Origin of the sequence: Mariluticola halotolerans (genome assembly GCF_021611515.1) — a bacterium.
Taxonomy (GTDB): Bacteria; Pseudomonadota; Alphaproteobacteria; order Rhizobiales; family Devosiaceae; genus Mariluticola; species Mariluticola halotolerans.
In genome coordinates, this window is the sequence record NZ_CP090960.1 from 89,993 (window position 1) to 107,438 (window position 17,446).

The following is a 17,446-nucleotide window of genomic DNA, read 5'->3' on the forward strand; positions in this document are numbered from 1 at the left end:
GCATTCGAGGTTCCGTTGGGTATAAGCTCGACCGCAAAATCAAACGTTTCAGTGTTAGAAAAGGGAGCGCTTATGCGCGATGAAATCAATGCCGGGTTGAAAGAGGCGATCAAGGCGCGGGACCCGCGCCGGACGACGACGCTCCGGCTGATCAATGCTGCCATCAAGGACCGGGACATCGCTGCCCGGGGCGAGGGGCGCGAGAAGGTTTCGGACTCCGATATTCTGGCGCTGTTGCAAAAAATGGTGAAGCAGCGCGAGGAATCCGCTGAAATCTACGCCAAGGCGGACCGCATGGACCTGGCCGAGCAGGAACGCGAGGAAATTGTTATTATCCAGCATTACCTGCCGCAACCACTGAGCGATGAAGAAGTCGCGTCAGCGATTGATGCGGTGGTTGAGGAAACCGGGGCCGAGGGCTTGCGGGATATGGGCAAGGTTGTTGGCGCGCTGAAAGAAAAGTTTCCCGGGCGGATCGATTTCGGCAAGGCTTCGAAGCTGGTGAAAGAACGGCTGGCGGGATAGGCACCGACCGGCGGCGACCTTTTTTTCGGACAATCATTTAACTGGAGGGGCGAGAATGAATGACGAAAAAAAGGGTGGGCGTATTGGCTCGACGCTGACGGGGCTGCGCGCACTGGCGATGCTGCTGGCGGGGCTCTATGCCTTGATCTGGCCGTTGCAGGCGCTCACGGTTCTGGTGCTGCTGGGTGGCGCACTGTTTCTGGTGGATGGCGGTCTCGGATTGTGGGCGATTACCTTTGGCCGGGCGCGCACAGGCAATTTCTGGTTTGATGTGGTGCGCAACACCCTCTCGATCATCATGGGTGCGCTTATTCTGGCCAGTCCGTTTCTCGCGACAATCCTGACGGCGACCTTGCTGATCTATCTGGTGGCGTTTCAGGCGCTGTTTGTCGGTGTGCTGGAAATCATCATCGTTCTGCGCGAGAGCGCGCATTATGCCAAGATCTGGCCGGTGCTGCTTAGCGGTGTCGCCTATGTTTTGTTCGGGATTTTGCTGCTGGTGGTGCCACTGGCGGCTGCGACCGTGTTTGTGATGATCGGCGGGGTGCTGGCGGTTCTGTTCGCCATTGGCCTGTTCGGCCTCGCCCGGAAATTACGCCAGAGCGGCCTTTGAGAGCTTCCGGCGTTTCGATGCGAAACGCCGGAAAACCTTTTAGCCATTTTGCTCGTGATTATAGGTCAGTGCAAAGCCCACACCACGCACTGTGGTGATGGCCAGCCCGGCATGAACCATGCGCAGCTTGCGCCTGATGTTTGACACATAAACATCGATCGACCGGTCATCGGGGGCAATCTGCTTGCGCTTGATGGCCCACATGATCTGTTCACGCCGCATGGGGTCGGGCATGCTCTCTTGCAATGCTTTTACGATGCGGCTCTCGGTGCTTGTCAAAACATCCGACAGCTCATCCATTTGCGAGGGAACTGCCCGGGTTTCCCTTGCGCTTTGCCGCAGGATCAACCCGAGGCGTTCCAGCAACTGAATGGTCGTCATGGGGTGTTGCAGGAAGTCGTCTGCCCCCATTTGCAGGGTCTGTACCTGCAAAGCATCATCGCGGCCGTTCAGGGTGGCGATGATGGGTGCGGTATAGCCGGAATCCCGAAGCTCTTTCACCATTTTGGGACCGCTTTGGCCGATGAGGGACATATCTATCAGCAAGGCTGCGGGCTTTAGCTCGCAGCAGTAGTTTTTGATCAGTAGTGGGTCCTGGATCATGTCGGCCAAATAGCCGCGTTGTAAAAGCCAATGCTGCAAATCGAAGTTTGCATCGCTACCCGCGTCCAGAACACCTACGCGCTGGATCCTCTGTTCCATTTTCCTGGTTCCCGCCCAATTTCCGGTGCTTTAAAAAAGTCTGCATAGCCACCGCAAGCGGTGTCACTTGCCCCCGTGACACACTCTGCTCTTCGCTGGATGATATTGAATGAATCAAGAAAACGATATTTTAATAAAATACGATATTGTAAATAATATTATGATTTCTGTGGAAAACTAGGCAAATTACATTTTGCGAATGTAAAACAACTTTTCATCTTGTGTTACGTTGTGTTTGTTTTCTATTATTATTGTGACAATAATAACTTGATGTATTCATTGTTGAGCTTTACGTGACTTAAAATACTATATTTAAGTGTCGAAATACACTTCGGTTATTCATCATGCTCTAGTTTAGGCGTGAGTGGGCAGGTTAATCTGAATAGTTATTTCAGCTTTAATGTGCGCGGAAATGAATGGCTTAAATGCCATGAAGTGGCATTGAAATCAGAGGCTTCCACTCCACCGAAACACTCGTGAGCCTGCGTGAGGCTGGCTCGCTTTTGTTCTTGAGTATGAGGTTGCGTCATGTCCGGATTTGTATGGTTTTTGCTTGGATTGTTTATCGGAGCCAATTTCGGTTTTCTGATGTTTGGGCTGATGCGCGGGCTGGCGGTGCAGGAGAGGTATGAGACCTAAAGCTGGTTGCCTGTGCCTGTGAAGATCGCGCTTGTCCGATTGCTCTTGTCTGCTGCTGTGCGGTAAGATCGGGCATGCGCTTTTCCGATGCCTTTCTGGACGACATTCGCAACCGCCTGCCGATTACGCAGGTGGTGGGTCAGCATGTCATCTGGGATAAGCGCAAGTCGCAGCCGGGCAAGGGGGATATGTGGGCCTGCTGTCCGTTCCATGGGGAGAAGACGCCGAGTTTCCATGCTGACGACCAGCGGGGCCGTTATCACTGTTTCTCGTGTGGGGCATCGGGCGACCATTTCAGGTTTCTGACCGAGCGTACGGGGATCAGTTTTCCCGAGGCGGTGGAGCAATTGGCCGGTTTGGCAGGGGTGCCGATGCCGGCGCGTGATCCGGTTCAGGAGAAGAAGGCGGCCGAACGGCGCTCGCTCTATGAAGTGATGGAGCTGGCAACCGCCTATTTTGAGGCCGCGCTGGCGCATAATATCGGGGCGCGGGCGCGTGGCTATCTGAATGAACGCGGGGTGACGCCGAGCCAGCAGACGCGGTTCCGTATCGGGTTTTCGCCGGAAAGCCGCAATGGATTGAAAGAGCATCTGGCAGCGAACGGGGTTTCGGCGGCGGACATGATGGCGACGGGTCTTTTGGCGCAACGCGAGGGCGATGCGCTGACCTATGACCGGTTTCGCAACCGGCTGATGTTTCCAATAATGGATTTTCGCGGGCGGGTGATTGCCTTTGGTGGACGGGCGCTGAGCGCTGATGTGCCGGCGAAATATCTCAATTCGCCTGAAACCGATCTCTTTCACAAAAGGCAGACGCTTTATAATGGCAAGGATGCGCGCCAGGCGGCCCATGATGGCAAGCCGGTTGTGGTGGTCGAGGGCTATCTCGATGTGATTGCAGCGGTGGCGGCCGGGTTTGAGGGCGCGGTGGCACCGCTTGGTACGGCGTTGACCGAGGACCATTTGACCCTGTTGTGGCGGATGAGTGACGCGCCGGTTTTGTGTTTTGACGGCGACAAGGCCGGGCAAAAGGCGGCTGAGCGCACAGCGGATATGGTTTTGCCGCTGCTGAAGCCCGGGCAGACAGTGAAGATTGCCATGCTGCCGGATGGGCTTGATCCCGACGACATTATCAAGCAGCGCGGGCGCGACGCGTTTGCTGACCTGATCAAGGATTCCCGGCCGCTGTCGGAAATGGTCTGGAGCATGGAAACGCGCGGCATTGTGCCGGAAACGCCTGAGGCGCGGGCGGCGCTGGAAATGCGCTTGCGCGAGCGGGCCAATGCGATTGCCGATAATTCGGTGCGGCGCCATTATGCGCAGGCGTTTGACGAAAAACTGCAGGAATTGTTTGCGCCGGCGCGGGACCGTTACCGGCAGAATAGTGGACGGGGCGGCTATAATAGTGGCGGCTTCAAGAATAACCGGTCCGGCTATGGTCCGTCGCGCGGACGTGGATCGCCCAAACTGGTGGTGAGTGACGCCTTGAAGAACTCGCGATTGCTGAAGCCGGGCCGGGTGCCTGAGGTGACGGCGCGCGAGGCGGTGATCCTGATGAGCCTGATCAACCACCCCTTGCTGGTTGAACCGCGGCTGGAAGCGCTGGCGGCACTGGATTTTGAAAGTCCGGCGGCGCGGCAGGTTCTGGGGGCGGTGATTGATATTGTCAGCCGCGACCATGATATTACCACCACCCAGATGAACGAGATGCTGGTGGCGCGTGGTTTTGGCGAATTGCTGGAGAAGATGCGCGGCGTTCTTTTGCGGCAGGGGGTTTGGCAAACAGGCGATAATATCGCCGAAGTGGACGCTGAAACGGGCTTAAAACACGCTCTGGCCTTGCATTCCAAATCTGTTCAGCTAAATAGAGAGCTTAAAGCAGCCGAAATAGCGCTGGGTGATGACCTGAGCGATGAGAATCTTGAGCGGCTGCGGGACATCCAGAACCAGATTACCAGCGTCGATGGCACAGAGGCATTGATTGAGGGTTTCGGTTCGTTATCCGGGCGTGCGACGCGAAGCTTTTAGAAAAAGGCCCGCGACGTGCGCTTTCTCGCATGTGGCCGCCGGTCACAGATATCGGAAACGGGCCAAGCGGACAGAAAAATAGGTGTCCGGCGTTAACCTCACTTTACCTTGATGAGTGGCATCACCATTTAAAGACTATTGGCGACACTGGCACCCCGAAGCGCCGCCCGGAGAAACATATGGCCACCAAGGCACAGACCAAAGAGACCGAAAAGCCGCAGGAACAGAGCGAGGCACCCGACAGCCCATTGCTTGACCTCAGCGATGCCGCGGTCAAAAAATTGATCAAGACCGCGAAAAAACGCGGCTATGTGACCTACGAAGAAATCAACGCCGTTCTGCCCTCCGAGGAAGTGACCTCTGAGCAGATCGAAGACATCATGGCCATGTTCAACGACATGGGCATCAATGTCGTCGATGAAGACGAGATCGAAGAAGCCGACAATAGCAGCGATGACAGCGAAGAGGGGGGCGAACTTGCGCCTTCCACAGGAACTGCAGTTGCGACCAATTCCAATGCGAAATCCGGGTCGGACCGTACCGATGATCCGGTGCGCATGTATTTGCGCGAAATGGGCTCTGTCGAACTTCTGAGTCGCGAGGGCGAAATCGCCATCGCCAAGCGCATTGAAGCCGGGCGCGAGACCATGATTGAGGGCTTGTGCGAAAGCCCGCTGACCTTCCAGGCCATCATCATCTGGCGCGATCAGCTTGCCGAAGGCGAGATTTTGCTGCGCGACATTATCGATCTTGAAGCCACTTATGCGGGGCCTGATGCCAAGCAGGCTGCGCCTGCAGTGAACCCGCCGCAATATGGGCAGGCAGCGGCACAGGCTGCTGCGCCAGCGAAAAGCGAAGGCGCGGAAGATGGCGACGGCGAGGGCGAAGGCCAGAATTCCGACGATGATGATGACGAGGATTATGAAAACAATCTCTCGCTCAGCGCGATGGAAGCCGAGCTGAAGCCACAGGTTGTTGAGACCTTCGACAATATTGCCAAGATTTACGGCAAGATGCGCAAGGTGCAGGACCAGCACACAGAAGACCGCCTGGCGGCCAAGGACCTTAATCAGTCCGAGGTGAAAAAGCTCAGCGGCTGGCGTGGCGAAGTCATCACTCACGTGAAATCGCTCAGCCTCAATAATTCGCGTATCGAGAGCCTTGTTGAACAGCTTTACGACATCAACAAGCGGTTGGTGCGGATTGAAGGCCGGTTGCTGCGTCTGGCTGAGAGCTATGGCATCAAGCGCGAGAAATTCCTCGAAGTCTATTATGGCGGCGAGCTGGACCCCGAGTGGACCACGAAAGTGGGCGAACTGGGCGTTAAAGGCTGGGGCGAATTCGTCAAGCGTGAGCTCGATACGATTGAAGACCTGCGCGGCGAAATCCAGACGCTGGCCACCGAGACCGGTCTTGATATCACCGAATACCGCCGCATCGTGCACAAGGTGCAAAAGGGTGAGCGGGAAGCGGCGATTGCCAAGAAGGAAATGGTGGAAGCGAACCTCCGTCTCGTGATCTCGATTGCCAAGAAATACACCAATCGCGGCCTGCAGTTCCTTGATCTGATCCAGGAAGGCAATATCGGCCTGATGAAGGCGGTTGATAAATTCGAATATCGCCGTGGCTACAAGTTCTCGACCTATGCGACCTGGTGGATCCGGCAGGCGATCACCCGTTCGATCGCCGATCAGGCGCGCACCATTCGTATTCCGGTGCACATGATCGAGACGATCAACAAGATCGTGCGCACGTCACGCCAGATGCTGCATGAAATCGGGCGCGAGCCGACACCTGAAGAGCTGTCCGAGAAGCTGCAAATGCCGCTCGACAAGGTCCGCAAGGTGTTGAAAATCGCCAAGGAGCCGATCTCCCTTGAAACGCCGATTGGCGATGAGGAAGACAGCAATCTGGGTGATTTCATTCCCGATGCCAATGCGATGCAGCCGATTGATGCGGCGATCCAGTCCAATCTGCGCGAAACGACGACCCGCGTTCTGGCTTCGCTGACCCCGCGTGAAGAACGTGTGCTGCGCATGCGCTTCGGCATCGGCATGAACACCGATCATACGCTCGAAGAAGTTGGCCAGCAGTTCTCGGTGACCCGTGAACGTATCCGGCAGATCGAGGCGAAGGCTTTGCGCAAGCTCAAGCATCCGAGCCGGTCGCGCAAGCTGAGAAGCTTCCTCGACAACTAGTTTCGGCTGATGCACGCCGATCAAAAGAAAACGGGAGCCTTGCGGCTCCCGTTGGCTTTGGAGGATTATCGTTTGGAGGTATAAGGCGCTATTGCGCCGGGGCGGAAATCTCGGGGACTTTCAATTCGACTTCGACGCTGTCGCCGCCTGTGAAAAACCCGTTATAGGCGAGGAAAGCGACTACAACGATACCAATCGCCACGACGATGCCGAGAAACCATGCTCCGCCATTACCGCCGGTATTGCTTACGACTACGGTCTCTTTTTCATCTGACATGCGGTTCGCCTTTGTTGTTTCGTCTGGCTGATTAACGCGCGGGACCGATGATGGTTCCCCAGTATCGGCTGCGCTGTCTTGCGCTCTCGCTATCGGGCGCGCGGGATGATAGAGAACCGGCACAAAATTGCCGGACAGGCACGCACGTTTTTCTGAAGGAGGCCCGTTATGGCAAAAAAACCAACAGCCCGCGTTGAGATGGTAATGTATGACGTTGTTTATGAGGATGGCAGTCAGCGTTCCAATCGCCGGGTGCCGGCTGATCTGTTGCAGGGGCTTGATGGCGGTGAAGACGCCGTGAAAGCTGAAATCGAGCGGCAGGATCTCGAGATCTCCGAGAAATCGGGTATCCCTCCGCTGGCAATCAAGACCGTCAAGCGTTCGGGCAAGTAACCTTGCGCGCGGGCTTGACCCGCGCGGCCTTTTTTATATTCCAGACCTTTTGTTGCCGCCAAAGCCAAGCCTTTCGGCGGGCAATGGAACCAATCATCCATCGACGCGTTTGTTTTAAAGAAGACGTCAATGGAGGTTTGGGATGTCCCTTTCACAAATACTATGTCGCGTGACCGGGGGCGTTCTGGCGCTGATCGGTCTTTTGTTGCTGGCGGGCGGAATATGGCTCGCTGTCTCCGGCGGTACTTTGTACTATATCATTGCCGGGATCGGCTTTCTGGTCAGCGGTGCTCTTGCCTGGCGGTTCGACCCGGCAGCGCTCTGGGCCTATGCTCTTGTGGTTGCGGGGTCCATGATCTGGGCTGTCAGCGAAGTCGGGCTTGACTGGTGGGCGCTGGCCCCGCGCGGTGACGTGATTGTTGTCATGGGTGTTATCCTTGGCCTGCCGTTTGTTTTTGGCGCAATGCTGTTGCCGCGTTGGCCCGTTCTGGGGCGTCAGGGCGGTGTGATTGCGCTATGGGGCAGCATTGCCGTTTCAGTGGTTGTGGCCGTTGTGGCCATGTTTGTGCCTTCCAACGATCTCGCTGGTACGGCGCCGGCACCGCGTCAAAGCGCCGAGTTGCCTGCATCCGTTGCTGTGCCGGATGGCGAATGGCACTCTTATGGCCGCTCTGCCTATGGCCAGCGGTTTTCGCCGTTGAAAGACATTACCCCTGAGAATGTCGACCAGCTTGAGGTCGCCTGGTCCTATCAGACCGGCGAGGTGCGCGACGGTGAGGACCCGGGTGAGACCACATATGAGGTCACCCCATTGATGGTGGGGAATTCGCTTTATCTTTGTACGCCGTTTCAGACCGTGATTGCGCTGGATGCGACAACGGGTGAAGAAAAATGGCGGTTTGACCCGATGTTGAACCAGCCGCCTACAGAAACTACACAGCACATGACCTGCCGTGGTGTTTCCTATGAAGGTGCGATCAAGCGCACGGCTGTATCCGAGCCGGTTTCTGCGACTGTTCCTGTGGCGCCTGAAGCCGGGACGGATGGCGCAGAGCCATCGACGGTCTTGGAGGGTGCTGCACCTGAGGCAAGTGTTACGCCTGTGCAGACCGCCAGCATTGATTGTGGCCCGCGTCTGTTTATTCCCACCTCGGATGGCCGCCTGATTGCGCTTTCGGCTGAAACGGGTGAAATCTGCCCCGGCTTTGGTGGTGAGGATGGCACGGTGGACCTTTGGCAGAACATGCCGAATGTAACGCCGGGCGCTTATTATTCCACTTCGCCGCCGGTGATTACCGAGGACCTGATCGTTGTGGGTGGTGCGGTGAACGACAATGTGTCGACGACCGAGCCTTCCGGCGTGATCCGGGCATTTGATTTGCAGACCGGTGAGCTTGTCTGGAACTGGGACAGCCTTAACCCCGATGAAACCGCGCCGATTGCGGATGGCGAGACCTATCGGGAGAATTCGCCCAATAGCTGGAGCGTATCGAGCTATGATCCGGAACTGGGCCTGATCTATATCCCGATGGGCAACCAGCCCCCCGACCAGTTTGGCGGCAATCGTGATGCCAATGCCGAGAAATATTCGGCATCCATCGTCGCGCTTAATGCTGAGACCGGAGCGGTGGCATGGGTGTTTCAGGGTGTGCACCATGACCTTTGGGACATGGATATGCCCGCGCAACCAAGCCTGATCGACCTGACCATTAACGGAGAAACCGTGCCTTCGCTGGTTGTGGCGACCAAGCAAGGTGAGATCTTTGTGCTCGACCGTCGCTCAGGCGAGCCGGTTGTGCCGGTGACCGAGGTGGCTGCGCCGCAGGGGGCTGTCGAGGGTGATTATACCGCGCCGACCCAGCCTGTTTCCAATCTCAGCTTTTTGCCCGAACCGTTGACGGGTGCAAAGATGTGGGGCGTGAGCATGTTCGACCAGCTTTACTGCCGCATCCAGTTTCATTCGCTGCGTTACGAGGGGCGCTATACACCACCTTCCGAACAAGGGACGATTGTTTACCCGGGTAATTTCGGTGCGTTTAACTGGGGCGCCGTTGCCGTTGATCCGGAACGCCAGATCATGTTTGGCATGCCGGTTTATATGGCTTTCACCTCGCAGCTTATTCCGCGTGAAAACGAAGAGCAGCGTGTTGTGACCGAAGAGGGGGCGCCGGCGTTCAACGAGAACTATGGCGCGCCTTATGCGGCCAAGATGGGCGTGTTCCTGTCGCCGCTTGGACTGCCTTGTCAGCAGCCGCCCTGGGGCTATGTTGCCGCCGCGGATTTGACGACCGGTGAAACGCTTTACAAGCACGTTAACGGCACGGTGCAGGATCTCTCGCCGATCCCGTTGCCCTTTAAAATGGGTGTGCCCGGTATCGGTGGCCCGATCATGACAGCGGGCGGCGTCGCGTTTCTTAGCGGCACAATGGACTATTACGCCCGTGCCTATGACGTGACGACAGGACGGCAATTGTGGGAAAGCCGTTTGCCCGCTGGCGGGCAGGCAACGCCGATGACCTACAGGTCGCCGGAAGATGGCCGCCAGTATGTGGTGGTTGTGGCCGGTGGCCACGGATCGACCGGCACCAAGGCCGGGGATTCCATCATTGCCTATGCCTTGCCTGAGAACTGACCAGCTTTCAGATGAAGATGAAGAGCCCGGCGCTTTGTGCGCCGGGCTTTTTGTTATGCGCTATCTTCGCTTTGCAGGGATTTACGATAGTCCGTCATCCAGCGGTTGAACCGCACAAGACCGAGACCAAAACCGATGAGAACAACGCCGCCGAACACCAGGCCACTCGGTGTGTCGAGGAAGGTCTCGTAAAGCTGGGTGTAGAAGTGGATTGCCAGAAAGACGATGGCGGTGTTGGCGATAAAGCTGCGGCCTGTGCGGATGCCCATATAGATGCCAAACAGCAGGAAGACAGCCCAGGCAACCGAAAACACTTCGGCAGGGATGAAAAAGGATGTCGCCTGCCATGACTGCGTGTCTGTCCAGTTCAACCCGTCGGCCAGCCAGAGTTGACCGGGATAATCGCCATGCAATGAGCCAATCCAGAAGCCGAAATTGGCAAGGAAGAAACTCACGCGGGCCATGACCTTGGTGACCAGCTCATAGTTTTGCGGCACGCGGTAGAGCGCCCAGAGGAGGGCGGCACAAAGCAGGCCGAACACAAGGATGGTGACGCTTGATTCCCGCATGAACAGGCCATAGGAGGCGTGCCAGTAAGCAGTGCCGCCACCGATGCTGTGTCCGAGCGCGATGGGGGCCAGGGCCGCGAGAACGGCGTCGCGGTAGAATATCGCGCCCGCGAGTGTCAGGGCGAGAATGGTGGGCCAGGTCAGCTGCGTCATTTCCGGGCCGAGTTCGTCAAAACGCAAGGCGGTCCAGCCGCAAAGGCCTAGAACACCCATGAGCACCAGGGCACGGCCCAGCAGCCACCACTCATCAGTGCCGCGCCAGATCAGCGCGGTGCCGAGGGCGAGGGCTGTGCCGGCAAGTGCGAGGCCAGTGTTAAGCGAGGGGCCGAGCGCCAGAATGCCGGTGACCACCATAATGGCTCCGAAAATCAGCAGAGCATTGGCGAATATTTTTCGTGTAAGGACGCTCTCGCCCAGATCATTGAGGCGCTGGGCTTCTGCCTGGCTCAGCTGGCCGTCGCTGACGAGCTTTTTCAAATTAAGTGTTATGCGGGACGCAAACTTGGGATCTGGTCCGCTCAATTGTTCCGTCATCTGGTTTCTCCCTAAGGCTCGCTAGGAGCCATCTTGTAACCGGCGGCAAATTTGAACAATGTTCATATTGCTTTTAACAAGGTTTGAGAGAATGCGCAATAGTTTTTGAACGGTGTTCAAAACTGTGTTATATGTTCGTTTCTTCTAAAGGAGACCGGTGATGGCGCTGGAACATGACGAGGTGCGCGAGAAGCTGGTGCAGGTAACGCTCGAGCTGATGGACGCGGGCGGGCTGGATCTGGTGAAAGCGCGCACGGTTGCTGACCGTAGCGGGGTGTCTGTTGGAACGGTCTATAATCTTTATGGCAATGTGGATGGGTTGGTGCGGGCGGCGTGTTCGCGCATTTTTACCGATTTGAACGCACTGGCGCTCGGCGAAACGGCGCGGATCGGGCGCGAGATGGCGGCGGCAATTCAGGCAGGCGAGCTGGCTGACACGCAAAAGGCGCGGATGCGCTATTTGCTGCTCGGGCTGTCCGAGGTCTATATCGCTTTTGTTGCCGCCAATGCCAGCCGCTGGAATGGCTTGTTGACGTTCAATCGCCGCCATCCGGTTTCTGCCGCTGCCGAGGATTATCAGGCGCAGCAGAATGCGTTGATCGGCATTATCGGCCAATGTCTCGCTGGTGCGCCTTTTACGGATGCGGAACGGGCGGTGGCGGCACGCACGCTCTGGTCGGCGGTGCATGGTATTGTGACGATGAACTATGTCGGCCAGGCTGACCCCAGGGCGCGTGCGCAAACCTGGGCGCAGATCGAGATGCTGGTGGGTTATTTTGTTGAAGGGATTTTTTCAGATGGACCGAGAGGCTGAGATGCTCTCCCCAAACCCTTCTATTTGCTGCTATAGGTAGCTTTCAAAACCAGATCGCGTTGCAGGGGAAACCAGATGTCCTTTCTCAAGAAACTTTTCGGTGGTGGTGCCAGCGCTGACAACAGCAATGAACCCAAGGTATTCGAGCAGGAGGAATATCAGGGCTTCGTAATCAAGGCGCTGGAAATGCGCGCTGGTAGCGAGTTTCAGCTTTGCGGCGTTGTTGAGAAAGAGATTGATGGGGCCTTGAAGAGCCACCAGTTTATCCGGGCTGACCGTCTGCCTTCTGCCGATATGGCCGCATCTGCGACGCTGGGTAAAGGCCGCCAGATTGTGGATGAGCAGGGAGACCGGCTGTTCAGCGCCTGAGGGTGAGATGAGTGCTGAGGGACATATCAGCGCTGCGTGACGCATGGATTCGTGGCCAAGGCTGATTCGGGTCGGCCGGGTTTATCGTTCGATAGTCGTTTTTTTTGCCTTATTTTTCAGCAGACATGATTTTGCCACTCCTGTTTTGCGGATGTGAGCAAGATTTGCGTTAATACATCCTTACCATAACCCCAAGACTTGTCGCCTCTGGCTTGCGCTTGCCTTGAAACTACCCTTAGTCTTTTCGGGCTATCGGGGATTCAGGGGACGACAACGGATGGCGAGCACAGATGCCGAGCGCATCAAGGCCGAGCTTATTGCGGATAAAAATACGCCTGAGCTTGGACTTGAGGAGAGCCGGAAGGAATGGTTGGAGAATGCTGCCAACGATCCTGTACCGGAAGGGACGAAAGTCGAGCCAGTTGAACTGGCGGGGGTGAGCGCCGAATGGGTGCAACATCCCGATAGTCCCGGCAAAGGGGTGTTTCTTTTTATTCATGGCGGTGGTTACAGGGCGGGGGGCTGCATTACCCATCGCAATCTGGCTGCCCGCCTTTCCGGTGCCAGTGGCACGCGGGTGCTGGTGCCCGATTATCGACTGGCGCCTGAACACCCGTTTCCTGCAGCGCTTGAAGATGTTTCAGCGGTTTATGGCGCGTTATTGCGCAATATGATGAGCCCATCCCAGATCAGTATTGGTGGCGATAGTGCCGGCGGCGGTTTGGCGGCGACGCTGTTGCTGGCCTTGCGGGATGCAAAGGGGCCGCTGCCGTCATCTGCGGTTTTTCTGTCCCCCTGGACCGATCTCACGCTGAGCGGTGAAAGCTATGAGACCCGGCGTGAATTTGATCCCTCGATTACGCGCGAAGGGTTGCAGGAGGCGGCGGCGCAATATGCAGGGACGGCTGATCCAGCGCACCCCTTGCTCTCGCCGATCAAGGCGGATTTGACCGATTTTCCGCCGATGCTGGTGCATGTCGGGGATCACGAAGCCATGCTGGATGATTCGCTGGTATTTGCCGAAAGAGCAAAGCAGGCGGGGGTTGAGACGGAAATCGAGGTGTGGCCGGATATGTGGCATGTGTGGCACCAATGGGCACCTGATTTGCCGGAAGCTGAGGAAGCCATTGAGAAAATTGGTGTTTTCATAAAAGCACACTTTAGCTAAATCTGCATTAGTACCCAGCTGCAATTACTTGCTTATTTGGTTTTTGTAACACAAGCTTCTGCGCAACACTGAGCGTAGAGGGGGCATCGACAGTGCCAAGCGTTGAAGCGGAACGCGCTTTATCAGAATTGATGGCGGCCAAGGGACGGGTGAAGCGCCCGATTGCGGACCTGCGCCGCGAATGGGAGCGGCGGGCCGAGGCTGAGCCGTTGCCTGAGGGGCTGAAAACGTCTGCGGTGACGGCAGGCGGGGTAATTGCCGAATGGGTGATCCATCCCGATTGCGACAGTGATGCGGTTTTCATTCTGTTGCACGGGGGCGGTTTCTGCTCCGGCGGGCCGGTGACGCATCGCAAATTTGCCGCCTATCTGTCCAAAGCGACAAACATGAAAGTGCTGGTGCCCGACTATCGTTTGGCGCCGGAACACCCGTTTCCTGCGGGGGTGCACGATTGTCTTTCGGTTTATGGATCGCTGCTGCACGAGGGGATTCCGGCCCGGCGCATTGTTATTGGCGGCGATAGTGCCGGGGGTGGCATGGCAGCGTCCACCTTGCTGGCGTTACGTGAGGCTGGCGCACCGATGCCTGCCTGTCTGGTGATGATCGCGCCCTGGCTTGATCTGACCAATTCTGGTGCCAGCTATGCCGGGAATGCCGATAATGATCCCACGATCAGCCTTGAATGGCATAACGAGATTGGCCCCTGGTATTATGATCAGGCTGATCCGGCCAATCCGATTATTTCACCGATGTTTGCCAATTTGCAGGGCATGCCGCCGGTATTGCTGCAGGTGGGTGACCGTGAGGTGATGGTTGATGATTCCAAGGTGTTTGCGGAGCATGCGGAAAGTGCGGGCGTGACAGTGGATTTGCAGATATGGCCAGGTATGTGGCATATTTGGCATCACGCAGCGCCGGATGTACCCGAAGCGCTGGAGGCTTTTGAAAAGATCGGCACATTTGTGCAGGACCATTTGGGCAGCTAAGTCTGCTCTGGTTTGGGGGCAAAAAAGGGGCATCGCTTGATGCCCCTTTTTTCATTTGCGTGACTGATCGCCTAGCGCTGGGCGATAGGGGCGACCAGCGGCGTGATGCGGCGGATGGTGACCCGGCGGTTCAGCCGCTCAGCGGATTCGGTGCGCACTTTCAAGTAGCGCTCGCCATACCCCTGAGTTGCAAGGTTTTCCGGCGGAATGCCGAAAATGTCGCTGAGGACAATGGCCACTGTCTCGGCGCGGCGATCTGACAATCCCAGATTGGAGATGTCTGAACCAACGGCATCGGTGTGTCCCTCGATCAGGAAGGTTTCTGCCGGGTTTTCGTCGAGCAGGTCCAGCATGGCATTGGCGACCTTGCTGATATTATTGATCTGGGTTGGATCAATTGCAGCCTTGCCACTGTCAAAGGTCAGGCCACCAACCTCGAGTCGGCGCACCATGTCGCGGATACGGGCGGACCGCTTGACCTCGTCGACCGAGTAGAGGCGCTGTACGCGTTCAACCGGCGGCTGGTCGAGGAAATCTGCCAGACGCTCTTCATCGACATCCTGACTGTCGAGGATGTATTCCCGCGCCGGGATGTTGAGGCGCAGCGGGGGCAGGTCCTCGGCGGGATCACGCCAATCGAGCAGGTCTTCTTCGCGGTCTTCATCGATATAGGCCAGTACGATCTCGCGACCATCCGGTGTGAAGCGCGAACGGCGCAGGATATCGCCATTGCGGTTGTAGATGGTGACGAGGCGCGAACCGTTGCGACGTTCAATGGTTTCGCGGGTGCGGCCATTGCGCAGCTTTTCGACCTGACGCTCATCGGCATCGCGGTTGAGGCGGGGGCTGTCCTGGTTCTGCACGATCAGCTGATTGCCGAACTGCAACACAATGCGCAGACCGCTCTCGTCTTCCTGCACAACCTTGGCCCGGTCAGGCCGTTGCTGCTCGCGACGGTCATCACGGTCGCCGCGGTCGCTCTGACGGTCACGATCGCCGCTCTCGCCACGATCCTGACGGTCGTCGCGTTCACGCCGTTCGCTGCGTTGTGCCTCTGTTTTCGGGGCGACAGCTTCACCTTTTTCAGCTTCGATCGACTTTACCTCAACCGGCGCTTCAAAGGCCTGGGCTTCGGCATCATTTTGCGGTGCCGGTTCTGCCGGGGTTTCTTTTACCTCTGGCTTGCGCTTGCGGGGTTGATCCGCCTTGGCGGGTTCGCTTTCTTCCTTGGCGCTATCGAGGAGAGGGGCCACTTCTTCAGGGGCGACATCTGCATCGACGATCGGTTCGGCGGGCTCTGCCGCGTCAGCGGGTTCCGCTGCGGCGTCGCCTTTCTTGGTTTCGGGGGCAGGCGCTGTTACCGGCTTTTCCTGCTTCGTTTCGGGTTTTGGTGCAGCTTCAGCTGCCGGCTTTTCCGCAGGCGCGGGTGCCGCTTCTTCTACGGGCTGTTCCGGCGCCATTTCAGGCTCAGGCTCTGCCACAGGTTCCGGCTCAGCAACCGGTGCTGGTTCTTCTTCCATTTCAGCCGGTGCTGCGGCCGGCTCTTCGGGCGCAACTTCAGGCTCCGGGGCGGGTTCTTCGACCATTTCAGGCGCTGGTTCTGGCTCCGGGGTTGCTTCAGGCGCTATTTCGGCTGGCGGCGCTGCCTCGATCGGGTCGAGGTCGCCGGGGATGCGCTCGTCAACAGCTATGTATTGCTCAAGGCAATCGCTGATGGACGCGGCACCAAGGCTTTCGCAGACATTGCCAAGGTTCTGACGGGCAGCGATTGCCGCTTCCGCTTCTGCACTGGCCTCACCACTGGCTTGTGCCTGAGTGTATGCCATCCGGGTGGCCGCATATTGCTGATAGGCGGCAATAAGTTCTGCGGGTGCATCCTGGGCACTTGCGGAGAGAGGCGCAAATGCCAGCAGGCCGATGGCCGTGCCGGTCATTATTTTTGAGCGTAAACGCATATTTTGTCCTCACTTGATAGGGTTAGTTGAATTATCGTTTTGGAATAGGTCTGAAGCGGGACCGTTCCACGGCTGAATTAAGGCAAGTCGATCATCTGGATGGCTTGCGGGTTTCGGTCCGTGTGACCGAATAACTAGGGAGGTGCCCCTGAATGCGGCATGAACAGGCACTTCAGCGCATTTCAACAACTGGCCAGGGCCTTTACGAGTTCACCCGGCAGGTTGCCGGTTTCGTCGAGAAGACGGGCGCGCGCACCGGACTTTTGACGCTGTTTTGTCGGCATACCTCATGTTCATTACTCATCCAGGAAAACGCAGATCCTGACGTATGTACTGATATGAACGCCTTTTTTGCCCGAATGGTTCCCGAAGGCATGGACTGGATCGTGCACACGGCTGAGGGGCCGGACGATATGCCGGCCCATATCAAGACGGCCCTGACGCAAACCTCGATCAGTATTCCTGTCGCTGACGGACAGATGGTTTTGGGGACCTGGCAGGGCATTTATCTTTTTGAGCATCGCCGCGCGCCGCATGAGCGGCAGGTGGTGCTGCATTTTTCGGGAGCCTAAGATGACAGGATTGATCAGACTTGTGCTGATGCTGACGGCCATTACGGCGCTGGGGGCCTGTCAGTCCCGACGCGGCAATGATCCGATTATCTCGGCTGTTGCGCTTAATGATACGGCCAAGGTGACGGCCTATCTGGCTGAGGGGGGTAACCCGCAAGCCAAGAGCAAGGAGGGTGATCCCTTGCTCTATATCGCCTCGGGGCCGCGCGGGGGCGTTGCCGTGGCGCGATTGCTGATCGAGGCGGGGGCAAATATTGAAGGGCAGTCTGCGGACGGGCGGAAGATCCTGCAAAACGCGGCGAGCTGGTGCGATATCGAGATGGTGGCTTTGCTGGTGGAGGCGGGGGCGAATGTGAATGCGGCCGGGGCCGATGGCACACGTCCGCTTGACGCGGTATGCAAAAGCCCACAAGACAGGCGCGAGAAGGTAATCGAGATGTTGCTCGCTGCCGGGGGCTTGAGGGGATAAATCC

Annotated in this window: 16 protein-coding genes; 12 read left to right on the plus strand and 4 right to left on the minus strand. The window is 57.3% G+C overall.

The window, feature by feature from the left end:
• The first annotated feature begins 72 nt into the window (after positions 1–72).
• Both L1P08_RS00490 and L1P08_RS00495 read left to right on the plus strand, forming a co-directional pair.
• A complete protein-coding gene (locus L1P08_RS00490; RefSeq protein ID WP_303618061.1) occupies positions 73–525 on the plus strand; it encodes a GatB/YqeY domain-containing protein in 453 nt (150 codons plus the stop codon).
• A 55-nt stretch (positions 526–580) separates the two neighbouring features.
• Positions 581–1,138 carry an HdeD family acid-resistance protein gene (locus tag L1P08_RS00495; protein ID WP_303618062.1) on the plus strand — a complete coding sequence of 186 codons (558 nt, stop codon included), beginning with the start codon at positions 581–583 and terminating at the stop codon, positions 1,136–1,138.
• A gap of 39 nt (positions 1,139–1,177) precedes the next feature.
• Here L1P08_RS00495 and L1P08_RS00500 read toward each other — a convergent pair whose 3' ends face one another.
• Complete coding sequence (locus tag L1P08_RS00500) at positions 1,178–1,840, minus strand: response regulator transcription factor (protein ID WP_303618063.1); 663 nt, start codon at positions 1,838–1,840, stop codon at positions 1,178–1,180.
• 713 nt (positions 1,841–2,553) lie between these two features.
• Between L1P08_RS00500 and dnaG the strand changes: the two genes are divergently transcribed.
• Positions 2,554–4,506 carry a DNA primase gene (dnaG, locus tag L1P08_RS00505; RefSeq protein ID WP_303618064.1) on the plus strand — a complete coding sequence of 651 codons (1,953 nt, stop codon included), beginning with the start codon at positions 2,554–2,556 and terminating at the stop codon, positions 4,504–4,506.
• A 179-nt stretch (positions 4,507–4,685) separates the two neighbouring features.
• Positions 4,686–6,704, plus strand: a complete 2,019-nt coding sequence (rpoD, locus tag L1P08_RS00510) for an RNA polymerase sigma factor RpoD (protein WP_303618065.1) — start codon at positions 4,686–4,688, stop codon at positions 6,702–6,704.
• Between the two features lie 88 nt (positions 6,705–6,792).
• Here the strand turns inward: rpoD and L1P08_RS00515 are convergent, their stop codons facing one another.
• Complete coding sequence (locus L1P08_RS00515) at positions 6,793–6,981, minus strand: hypothetical protein (protein ID WP_303618066.1); 189 nt, start codon at positions 6,979–6,981, stop codon at positions 6,793–6,795.
• 168 nt (positions 6,982–7,149) lie between these two features.
• Here L1P08_RS00515 and L1P08_RS00520 point away from each other — a divergent pair, with 168 nt between their 5' ends.
• Together L1P08_RS00520 and L1P08_RS00525 are read left to right on the plus strand one after the other, a co-directional pair.
• A complete protein-coding gene (locus tag L1P08_RS00520; RefSeq protein ID WP_303618067.1) occupies positions 7,150–7,374 on the plus strand; it encodes a hypothetical protein in 225 nt (74 codons plus the stop codon).
• Between the two features lie 142 nt (positions 7,375–7,516).
• Positions 7,517–10,006: a membrane-bound PQQ-dependent dehydrogenase, glucose/quinate/shikimate family gene (locus tag L1P08_RS00525; protein WP_303618068.1), complete on the plus strand. Its 2,490-nt coding sequence runs from the start codon at positions 7,517–7,519 to the stop codon at positions 10,004–10,006.
• Between the two features lie 53 nt (positions 10,007–10,059).
• Here L1P08_RS00525 and L1P08_RS00530 read toward each other — a convergent pair whose 3' ends face one another.
• On the minus strand, positions 10,060–11,109 hold the full coding sequence (locus L1P08_RS00530) for a hypothetical protein (protein ID WP_303618069.1): 1,050 nt from the start codon (positions 11,107–11,109) through the stop codon (positions 10,060–10,062).
• A gap of 160 nt (positions 11,110–11,269) precedes the next feature.
• Between L1P08_RS00530 and L1P08_RS00535 the strand changes: the two genes are divergently transcribed.
• From L1P08_RS00535 to L1P08_RS00550, 4 genes are all read left to right on the plus strand, one after another.
• The gene (locus L1P08_RS00535) at positions 11,270–11,923 is read left to right on the plus strand and encodes a TetR/AcrR family transcriptional regulator (protein ID WP_303618070.1); all 654 of its coding nucleotides are present in this window, start codon (positions 11,270–11,272) and stop codon (positions 11,921–11,923) included.
• 75 nt (positions 11,924–11,998) lie between these two features.
• The gene (locus L1P08_RS00540; protein ID WP_303618071.1) at positions 11,999–12,292 is read left to right on the plus strand and encodes an HlyU family transcriptional regulator; all 294 of its coding nucleotides are present in this window, start codon (positions 11,999–12,001) and stop codon (positions 12,290–12,292) included.
• A 277-nt stretch (positions 12,293–12,569) separates the two neighbouring features.
• Positions 12,570–13,460, plus strand: coding sequence for an alpha/beta hydrolase (locus L1P08_RS00545; protein WP_303618072.1), 891 nt, complete (start codon positions 12,570–12,572; stop codon positions 13,458–13,460).
• Positions 13,461–13,552: 92 nt separating this feature from the next.
• Positions 13,553–14,446 (plus strand): alpha/beta hydrolase, encoded by an 894-nt coding sequence (locus L1P08_RS00550; protein WP_303618073.1) that lies wholly within the window; start codon positions 13,553–13,555, stop codon positions 14,444–14,446.
• A 71-nt stretch (positions 14,447–14,517) separates the two neighbouring features.
• Here L1P08_RS00550 and L1P08_RS00555 read toward each other — a convergent pair whose 3' ends face one another.
• Entirely contained in the window at positions 14,518–16,401 is a 1,884-nt protein-coding gene (locus L1P08_RS00555) for an OmpA family protein (protein WP_303618074.1), read from the minus strand.
• Between the two features lie 152 nt (positions 16,402–16,553).
• On the opposite strand from L1P08_RS00555, the gene L1P08_RS00560 reads away from it, so the two are divergent.
• Positions 16,554–16,973 carry a secondary thiamine-phosphate synthase enzyme YjbQ gene (locus L1P08_RS00560; RefSeq protein ID WP_303618075.1) on the plus strand — a complete coding sequence of 140 codons (420 nt, stop codon included), beginning with the start codon at positions 16,554–16,556 and terminating at the stop codon, positions 16,971–16,973.
• Between the two features lies 1 nt (position 16,974).
• A complete protein-coding gene (locus tag L1P08_RS00565; RefSeq protein WP_303618076.1) occupies positions 16,975–17,442 on the plus strand; it encodes an ankyrin repeat domain-containing protein in 468 nt (155 codons plus the stop codon).
• Positions 17,443–17,446 lie beyond the last annotated feature (4 nt).

Excerpts from the sequence above, each read along its gene's own strand:
- L1P08_RS00495 (WP_303618062.1), top strand. The coding sequence starts at position 581 with ATGAATGACGAAAAAAAGGGTGGGCGTATTGGCTCGACGCTGACGGGG.
- L1P08_RS00535 (WP_303618070.1), top strand. The coding sequence starts at position 11,270 with ATGGCGCTGGAACATGACGAGGTGCGCGAGAAGCTGGTGCAGGTAACG.
- L1P08_RS00530 (WP_303618069.1), bottom strand. The coding sequence starts at position 11,109 with ATGACGGAACAATTGAGCGGACCAGATCCCAAGTTTGCGTCCCGCATA.
- L1P08_RS00500 (WP_303618063.1), bottom strand. The coding sequence starts at position 1,840 with ATGGAACAGAGGATCCAGCGCGTAGGTGTTCTGGACGCGGGTAGCGAT.
- L1P08_RS00560 (WP_303618075.1), top strand. The coding sequence starts at position 16,554 with ATGCGGCATGAACAGGCACTTCAGCGCATTTCAACAACTGGCCAGGGC.
- L1P08_RS00520 (WP_303618067.1), top strand. The coding sequence starts at position 7,150 with ATGGCAAAAAAACCAACAGCCCGCGTTGAGATGGTAATGTATGACGTT.
- dnaG (WP_303618064.1), top strand. The coding sequence starts at position 2,554 with ATGCGCTTTTCCGATGCCTTTCTGGACGACATTCGCAACCGCCTGCCG.
- L1P08_RS00545 (WP_303618072.1), top strand. The coding sequence starts at position 12,570 with ATGGCGAGCACAGATGCCGAGCGCATCAAGGCCGAGCTTATTGCGGAT.
- rpoD (WP_303618065.1), top strand. The coding sequence starts at position 4,686 with ATGGCCACCAAGGCACAGACCAAAGAGACCGAAAAGCCGCAGGAACAG.
- L1P08_RS00515 (WP_303618066.1), bottom strand. The coding sequence starts at position 6,981 with ATGTCAGATGAAAAAGAGACCGTAGTCGTAAGCAATACCGGCGGTAAT.
- L1P08_RS00555 (WP_303618074.1), bottom strand. The coding sequence starts at position 16,401 with ATGCGTTTACGCTCAAAAATAATGACCGGCACGGCCATCGGCCTGCTG.
- L1P08_RS00525 (WP_303618068.1), top strand. The coding sequence starts at position 7,517 with ATGTCCCTTTCACAAATACTATGTCGCGTGACCGGGGGCGTTCTGGCG.
- L1P08_RS00540 (WP_303618071.1), top strand. The coding sequence starts at position 11,999 with ATGTCCTTTCTCAAGAAACTTTTCGGTGGTGGTGCCAGCGCTGACAAC.
- L1P08_RS00565 (WP_303618076.1), top strand. The coding sequence starts at position 16,975 with ATGACAGGATTGATCAGACTTGTGCTGATGCTGACGGCCATTACGGCG.
- L1P08_RS00490 (WP_303618061.1), top strand. The coding sequence starts at position 73 with ATGCGCGATGAAATCAATGCCGGGTTGAAAGAGGCGATCAAGGCGCGG.